The sequence below is a fragment of the Erwinia psidii genome, from assembly GCF_003846135.1.
Taxonomy (GTDB): domain Bacteria; phylum Pseudomonadota; class Gammaproteobacteria; order Enterobacterales; family Enterobacteriaceae; genus Erwinia; species Erwinia psidii.
In genome coordinates, this window is record NZ_RHHM01000028.1 from 1 (window position 1) to 4,461 (window position 4,461).

General features: G+C 40.3%; 6 protein-coding genes. 2 read left to right on the forward strand and 4 right to left on the reverse strand.

Annotation, left to right across the window (positions count from 1 at the left end):
• Nucleotides 1–678: 678 nt before the first annotated feature.
• Entirely contained in the window at nt 679–1,344 is a 666-nt protein-coding gene (locus EB241_RS20580) for a DNA-binding protein (RefSeq protein ID WP_124234922.1), read from the forward strand.
• A 107-nt stretch (nt 1,345–1,451) separates the two neighbouring features.
• Nucleotides 1,452–1,904, forward strand: a complete 453-nt coding sequence (locus tag EB241_RS20585; RefSeq protein ID WP_124234923.1) for a DUF4756 family protein — start codon at nt 1,452–1,454, stop codon at nt 1,902–1,904.
• 47 nt (nt 1,905–1,951) lie between these two features.
• On the opposite strand, the gene EB241_RS20590 is transcribed toward EB241_RS20585, so the two are convergent.
• The 4 genes from EB241_RS20590 to EB241_RS20605 form a co-directional block, all read right to left on the reverse strand.
• A complete protein-coding gene (locus EB241_RS20590) occupies nt 1,952–2,245 on the reverse strand; it encodes a hypothetical protein (RefSeq protein WP_124234924.1) in 294 nt (97 codons plus the stop codon).
• Between the two features lie 141 nt (nt 2,246–2,386).
• Complete coding sequence (locus tag EB241_RS20595) at nt 2,387–2,692, reverse strand: hypothetical protein (protein WP_124234925.1); 306 nt, start codon at nt 2,690–2,692, stop codon at nt 2,387–2,389.
• Nucleotides 2,693–2,716: 24 nt separating this feature from the next.
• The gene (locus EB241_RS20600; protein WP_124234927.1) at nt 2,717–2,935 is read right to left on the reverse strand and encodes a helix-turn-helix transcriptional regulator; all 219 of its coding nucleotides are present in this window, start codon (nt 2,933–2,935) and stop codon (nt 2,717–2,719) included.
• A 168-nt stretch (nt 2,936–3,103) separates the two neighbouring features.
• Complete coding sequence (locus tag EB241_RS20605; RefSeq protein ID WP_124234926.1) at nt 3,104–3,940, reverse strand: DUF6387 family protein; 837 nt, start codon at nt 3,938–3,940, stop codon at nt 3,104–3,106.
• Between the last annotated feature and the right edge of the window lie 521 nt (nt 3,941–4,461).

A 4,461-nucleotide genomic window follows, 5' to 3' on the forward strand; every position in this document is an offset into this window, starting at 1 on the left:
TAATGGATTTAAGGCAACAGCCGCCGCCATCAAGCCTGAAGAAAAACGACTGATATTGAGTCTGAGACAGCATACGGTGTGATTGTCTGAAACAATCACTGCTGCCATCCACTGTTAGGCAAAGTCAGAATAAAATAACTGACAGTTGCCCTTCTCAAAACGGCACCGATTAAATAAAGAGTAAAACGATATTGCGGATGAAATTTTCGTCACCGGGAGCGGATTAAAACCATATTATATTCACGAAGAAAGTCCCGTGAATAGGCTAAAAAAAACGGTGCCATTTAACAGGCACATAACTCCCTTTTACTTTATTAAACTTGTTACTATATTACGGGCATTATTTATCATACAAAACAGCACGTTACAGAAAAAAGGTTATAGGTTTCTATAACTATGGTTATCGATAACTATAACCCGTGTTATGGGAAACTATAACCGCAGTTAGCGAAAGCTATAACCATAGTTTCGCATTGAAACTACTGTTTAAAACTGGCGGGCATTCCACTCTCAGTAAACTTATTCCAGTCATGAATCAATAATGACTTCTGTTTATCCTGTTCTGTGGATAGCTTTCCACAATATCAAAACTTTTTCCACTTATTTTTGACTTTGTTATTGACCATAGTGTTTAATCTGTTATGTATTGATAAAAACAACAATAAGAGGAAAAATACAATGACACAAATAGATTTTCAATATCTTAGCAGTTTATCCCCTTTTCAGCTAACACAGTATATTGATGACCATCATTTCACTAATGAACAGAAAGTGCAGATATTCGAACATTATCACAGCACCCATAAAGATGTTACCAATATCTACTCAAGAAAAGAAAACATCAAATCCATCAGGAAGGATGTTGGTTATGTTCACATGTTCACAGAAAACTTCCAGCAACTCGCAGAGCTGAATATTTCAAAGAATGAACTTAAAGTCATCGCAAGGATTTTAAATATCATGGAGTTTGGAAACTGCTTTCATATATCACAGGCAAAGCTATGCCGCGATTTAGATATCAAGAAATCAAACATGTCTATTGTTTTTACAAAGCTTAAAAAGAAAGGAATCATTATTGATAAGGATGGAGACCTCTTTATGAACTCCAACATATTCCTTAAAGGACAGGCACATTCTATCAACGCAAAACAACGACCTAATGTCAAAAAGGCGCAGGGTTTTACCGTTGATGAAAAAGAAACGTTTGAAAACGTTTATACTTTCCGACCAGACTCTGATGATAATCGTGACACGGGCAATAAGGGTGAAACGTCTGCAAATGATGAAACCCTGTCGCTTGAGGTTCCTGAGATACCCGCATGTCTGTCTGAAGAGGCAGAATAACCTGTTCAGCCATCGAAAGATATTCGATCAAACACTTCGCTGTAATTTGACACTTACGCCATACCCCGTAATATAAATATATTCACTATTTTATTTGCGAGGTATATATGAGAAAAGCACAATCAGATAACAGCGATATTATTGACTATTTAAATACTCTGGAAGAGTTAAAGAAATATCCATCGATGGCTGAATACAGACAGCAATATGGTGAGTTACGACGAGACAATGCCCCGACCGCAGTGACAAAGCAATTTTATTCCGCTCATACCATTCTGCGCCGTCTGGATAAAAAGAAAAACAACCTGTTAGGTTCATTTATTTCTGAACTCAATCCGGTGAAAAGGGAGCATACTTTAGAGAGCGCAGAACGCCGCATGTTAACCAGAGCGATTATCCGTGAGAACAGTGATGATGAAATCGTCTCTATGCTTATAAAACAACGCACAGAGGCCGCACTGGATTTACAGCGCTCTGTTAAGCAAAGCCTTGAACAACTTGCAGAACTGACTTCTGCCCGTGAGCGTCTGCAAACACCACGCCGTAAAATCTCGCCTTAAATACGCGCTTATCAGCCCCGTTGCAGGGGCTAATACAGTCAGCGACATCATAACGACTCAGCCAGCACTTCATAGTGCCTTTTGAACAACGCCTGCTTTACTTCTTTGAAATCGACTTCTGCCAGTTTTTCTTCTGTGTTTTCTTCCCGGACGGAATCCAGAAAACATTTTTCAGCCATGATGATTGCCAGCCCGATAAAGCTGTTGATAAAGTCCGGGTCCATTAGTCTGGCATATATCACACGTTGCGTTTCTTCGTCTGCCAGTTTAAACATATCTGAATAGATTTGCAATGACACACCAAAGAATACACCCGTTGATTCATTTTTAAAACTTAACATATTATTACCTCTCTTTTATTAATGATTATTGTTAATATTTGCTTTTATTTATGAGCCCATCAGGCTCAGGCATAAGCAACCCTCATCGTTAAATGATGACCTAAACTTACCTTGATTATTTAGCCGTCAGCACTTACCTGTTTACAGCACGAAGATATTTTTATAAACAAACCGGTGAGCAAATGCCAGTGAGCGCAAAAAGGCTCTTGCTTTTGTCTCATTTACCTTTCTGAACAGACAATATCCACTTCGTTCATCATGTCCTTTATAAAAAAACTCTTTTGTAAGAAAGATAATAACCTCAATAAATTTGCCCATCTCCTTCTTATCTTTCATCAGTGATATATAAAATGTCGGCATATCCTTCCTGAGCTTGCCAATATTCTCATTAAATAACCTTTCTGCCACTGCATTAAACTGCCTTGTTGTTTTTATTTCTAAAATCATAATAATCACCTTATTGTTAATGTTTCACATTGAAACTTTACGTGAGACCCTAATAGTTTTTTCAATCCATTCATCCACTTCGCTCTCAATAAACGCAATCGCTCTGACACCCGTTTTTATCTGCGCAGGGAAACGACCTGTTTTAATAAGCTCGTATATCCATGTTTTACCAAACCCGGTCCTTTTGATGACTTCCGGTAAGCGGATAAATCTTTCATTATTCTTTTCTGTGCGGTTAACCATATTTATCTCCTCTGTTGTTTGATGAGATAATCGTAAGGTTTCAGGTGATGATTTGGCAGAGACATTCAGAAAATCGTTTTTCACACGATTTTCTGAGAGGGAGAGAAAAGGGTAACTTCAGCCTGGGTGAATCCAGGTGATCACAATCTTTCTTCGGGGAAACGCGGACTAATCAAGTTCTGTATCGATGAGATCCCTCACCTTCCAGTGCTTTTTATCATCATATTTATACATAAAGTCGATGAAGGAGCGGAAAAAGGTCGGATCTTTCAGGAAGCTGACGGCCAGTGGATAATCCGTTGCTTTCACATTCTCCACTCCCCTTACACCAGCCAGAAATTCGTCAGGCCAGAGAAACCCGGTAAGCTGGGGTATGCCAATCCTGATCTGTTCATATGTTCCCCAGAGCAGAAGATCCATCATGGGTATGAGATGGTAATCAAGTATTTTTCTTATCGTGCTGACGCCAAAACGAAAATCTCTGGCTGGCGGTTCAGGTGGTGCGAGCTGTTTTTTCCAGGAAGGTAGCATAACCTTCAGGTGCTCAATGATTTCATCGGAGGAAGCAGCAGAAAAGTTGATTTCAAGAAGCATTGCACCTTTACTGTTGAGACCTGCTTCTTTGAGATACTGCGACACCTCTGGCGAACACGCCGGACTTTCCCGCAGACCAGCATGAACCTCAGCCACAGTCATGTATGTGCCAACTTCCCGCAAATCCTCACGTGTCAGAGGCTTAACAGCATAACTTGACAGCAGCGTGCGTTCCGGCCTGCCAAAGACATCCCCGAACACGACTTTGCCCGTCATAACCTCATCAAGATAATCACTGAGCACGGTCCGGTTTTCAGAGGCTATTTCATCCCAGAGTGTCATCATCCGCCAGGCCACGATCCGGTTGTCCATCTGGGTAAAAAGCTGTTCAACCGTCAGGTCATGAAGCACGCTGTAGTTGTCCATGCAGAACCAGGCCTGCACCGCTTTTTCAATTTCAGCTTTAGTCATGATATTCCTGATGGCTTTACTTCTCTGGCAGGTGTGTTATCAGTAACCTTACCGTATTCATTGAGGCTAATCCATTGAGAAAAAACGGGGAAAAAGTGCAGTCAGACCGTATCTTTACTCCTGAAGTTCAGTCACGTTCACCAAAGGTTACACCCGTAATAAATTGAATATAATCGACATTTTAGCGATGCAGGATTAAAAATGTTGGTAAATATGATGGTAAAAAATCACCCCGTCATTTCAATACCACTAATAGCAGGAGATACAGATGAAGTTCGAGTCCAGTCAGAGGAGCCAGATTAAAGAAAGGAGACATCCACGGATGTCTCCTTTTTGCGTTTCTGTCAGTTGGTTATCCCCTTTTTTCAGGTTCACCCTCGTTCATTAAAAACCACTCGAAGCCATACCCTTTTGCGGGCAAATAACGCGCTTTAAAGCGAGGATAACTCTATTTCAGATGTCCCCACCTGATATTTGAAAATCCAAATCTTCTTGGAAAAAGTTTTTATCTAAGATTTTCT

Coding starts and splice junctions, on each gene's coding strand:
- EB241_RS20580 (WP_124234922.1), top strand. CDS start 679: ATGACACAAATAGATTTTCAATATCTTAGCAGTTTATCCCCTTTTCAG.
- EB241_RS20585 (WP_124234923.1), top strand. CDS start 1,452: ATGAGAAAAGCACAATCAGATAACAGCGATATTATTGACTATTTAAAT.
- EB241_RS20590 (WP_124234924.1), bottom strand. CDS start 2,245: ATGTTAAGTTTTAAAAATGAATCAACGGGTGTATTCTTTGGTGTGTCA.
- EB241_RS20595 (WP_124234925.1), bottom strand. CDS start 2,692: ATGATTTTAGAAATAAAAACAACAAGGCAGTTTAATGCAGTGGCAGAA.
- EB241_RS20600 (WP_124234927.1), bottom strand. CDS start 2,935: ATGGTTAACCGCACAGAAAAGAATAATGAAAGATTTATCCGCTTACCG.
- EB241_RS20605 (WP_124234926.1), bottom strand. CDS start 3,940: ATGACTAAAGCTGAAATTGAAAAAGCGGTGCAGGCCTGGTTCTGCATG.